At 66.2% G+C, this 2,458-nt stretch carries 5 protein-coding genes; 1 reads left to right on the top strand and 4 read right to left on the bottom strand.

What is annotated here, in order from left to right; translation table 11 throughout:
* Nucleotides 1-167 precede the first annotated feature (167 nt).
* The 3 genes from VIM19_07335 to VIM19_07325 all read right to left on the bottom strand — a co-directional run bounded on the left by VIM19_07335 (nt 168) and on the right by VIM19_07325 (nt 1,418).
* Nucleotides 168-368 (bottom strand): hypothetical protein, encoded by a 201-nt coding sequence (locus VIM19_07335; protein ID HEY5184700.1) that lies wholly within the window; start codon nt 366-368, stop codon nt 168-170.
* Between the two features lie 38 nt (nt 369-406).
* Nucleotides 407-844, bottom strand: coding sequence for a hypothetical protein (locus VIM19_07330; protein HEY5184699.1), 438 nt, complete (start codon nt 842-844; stop codon nt 407-409).
* 349 nt (nt 845-1,193) lie between these two features.
* On the bottom strand, nt 1,194-1,418 hold the full coding sequence (locus VIM19_07325) for a CsbD family protein (GenBank protein HEY5184698.1): 225 nt from the start codon (nt 1,416-1,418) through the stop codon (nt 1,194-1,196).
* A 238-nt stretch (nt 1,419-1,656) separates the two neighbouring features.
* Between VIM19_07325 and VIM19_07320 the strand changes: the two genes are divergently transcribed.
* Entirely contained in the window at nt 1,657-1,797 is a 141-nt protein-coding gene (locus VIM19_07320) for a hypothetical protein (GenBank protein HEY5184697.1), read from the top strand.
* A 6-nt stretch (nt 1,798-1,803) separates the two neighbouring features.
* Here the strand turns inward: VIM19_07320 and VIM19_07315 are convergent, their stop codons facing one another.
* Complete coding sequence (locus tag VIM19_07315) at nt 1,804-2,052, bottom strand: hypothetical protein (GenBank protein ID HEY5184696.1); 249 nt, start codon at nt 2,050-2,052, stop codon at nt 1,804-1,806.
* Nucleotides 2,053-2,458: the final 406 nt, after the last annotated feature.

The raw sequence follows: 2,458 nt of genomic DNA, 5'->3' as shown, positions 1-2,458 counted from the left end.
AACCACCCGCCCAACTACGGCCCCGGAACACCACCCCAGCCGAACAAGACGAGGCCGCTGACGCTGTCGGAGCCGTCGCCTAACATCAACTCACGGCGAACCCACGTCCGAGCATTTACACCGGATCTGGGACGCGACCGGAGTCAGCTCGGGAGTATCACTTCCCGTCAGGACGCAGATTGCTGAGACTCCTCCACCTGGTCAGGTGAAACGAAGTTGCACGAGCCGGCGTGGCCCTGGTCCAGGGTGCAGGTGCGTCCGGTTGCCAGGTGCACCTGGCCGCAGACGCCCGTGTCGGCCAATTCTTCATCGACCGAGGCGTTGTGGAGATCCTGGCGATCACCATCCGGATCCGGGGGTGCGTTCATGGCGCGCTCCCTCTCGTCGGTCAGTTGACGGTGGCTGCCTACGTCGGCGACGCGGGTGGGGCCTGGGTAGGAGGAGAATCGGTCTGTGCGTTGAGGCCAGCACCGTTGCGCGCATCGGTAGGCCGCGCATCGGGCGCCCGGGCCGCGCGATCGGCCTCGCGCTGATCGATGAGGTCGTCACGGTCCTGGCTGACTGCGGCTGTTTCCCGGCGCGCCTCTTGAAGGTCGCTGCGCGCGGCCCGGCCCCGACGAGAGGTACGGCGAGCACCGGCCAACAGCAGGCCCAGCCCAAGCACCGCGACCGCCCCGACCACGATGCCGTACAGAAACAGCGTGCCGGTCGAGCCGGTCACGTGGTAGCCGAACACGGAGAATCCGCTGGTCAACTCATGCCCGCTGCCCGCGTTGCCGAGCACACCGGCGACACCAACGACCACCGCTGCCACAAAGACAATCAACCCAAGAATGACAATCATGACGACCCACCAAGGCCTAGACGACTCGACACCTGCTCCGACCCCCGCGTCGGCGGTTCAGGACCCCCCCGGCAGCGATCACGCCCGCGCCTCGGCACGTCGTCACCTTCTGCGCACGATGAAAAACACCAAGGCGATGATGGCGAGGACCAGCACAATCGTGATGAGCAGACCTTGGGACATGTGAGCACCTCCTACTCATGTTGCGGTTACAGCGAAGCGCCCTGCGGTCAACGTGCTGATGGCCCCGCTGTCCGTTAAGCGGCGGAGCGGCAGGGCCTGGGCGGACCAAGCGCGCGAGACACTCGGAGCGTGCCACCCCCGCGCCTGGACCGCGAGGCTCGTGTCGTTACTTCCGGTGCAGAGCGTCCTTCGTCTTGTCGACGGCCTCCTCGACCTTGTCCTTGGTCTTGTCGACCACCTCTTCGACCTTGTCCTTCGCGTGGTCGACCTTCTCCTCGGCCTCACCCGTGCGCCGATCTGTCTTGCCTTCAGATTCGAGGTCCTTGTTGCCGGTCAGGACGCCCGCGGCCTCCTTGGCGTGGCCCTTGACCTCATCAGACTTCGCACTCATCGCGCACCACCCTTCCTCGTCGCGCACCCCCCACCATGGTCCGGATGCCACCGGCCCTGCCAGAGGCCATCGTCCTCTTGACCCGGGTCCCCTAACACCGTTCGACCAACTCGCTTTGGTTGAGGGGAGAGCACCGAATGCCGGATGACCCGCGCTGGAACGGCACCTACGTGCTGGGTTGGTGGGCCCGCTCGGCCATGCGATCGGTGGCGTGCCTGGTCGCGTCGAGGGTCGCTCCGTGTCCTGCCTGGTCGAGGAGCACGAGATCGCTGTGCGGCCAGGCACGGTGGAGGTCGACGGCAACGTCGGGTGGGCTGCTGAGGTCGTCGCGGCCGTGGATGAGAACTCCCGGGGTGCCGTGCAGGCGGTCCATCTGTGACTGGATCTAACCCTCGGGCAGGAAAGCGGCGTGGCTCCAGTAGTGCGTCACGAGTCGGGGGAAGCCCAGCCGAAAGCGCGGGTCGCGGTAGCGAGGGTTGGGTCGGTGCTCGGGGGTGGTGGCGACGTGGGTGTCTACCCACGCGCACCACGCCTGCGCGGCCGGACCGTGCACCGCAGAGTCAGGGTTCATCAGCAGCCGGTGGTAGCCGGCGGCGATGTTCCCGTCCCGCTCGGTTGGCGGGAGCACGGACACGAAACGAGCATTTGCCTATCCGGTGTGCGGCAATCGTCGCCAAAGAGGGCTCCACAATTCCGGCGGTGCCGATCATCGTGATGTCGTTCATCAAGCGACCGGGGATCGACGCTTTACCGTCAAGGCCACTGATTTGCCCGAAGGCTATCTGGGGGACTTAGCCGAGCGTCCGCTGAACATGGAGCAAGGGGCCGCCTGCAGGTTCCACGGCGCTCTCAATCTTCCGGCGGACGTTCTTGAGCGGCGCGGAAACTTGCGGCTGGGACCTCTCGTGACGTGGCACCGGTACCGGAGTCGGTTACGGTTCTAGTGCTGAGGGCCTAACTTGTGGGATCGGCCCGCCCGCAGCAGGCAGGGGAGGGCACCTTGCGTACCTCCGTTGGGAGGCGCGTCAGCGTGTCTGACC

The sequence above is a fragment of the Actinomycetes bacterium genome, assembly GCA_036510875.1.
Lineage (GTDB): Bacteria > Actinomycetota > Actinomycetes > Prado026 > Prado026 > DATCDE01.
The sequence above is the reverse complement of the archived record's forward strand: the minus strand, read 5'-3'. Positions and strand labels throughout refer to the sequence as shown.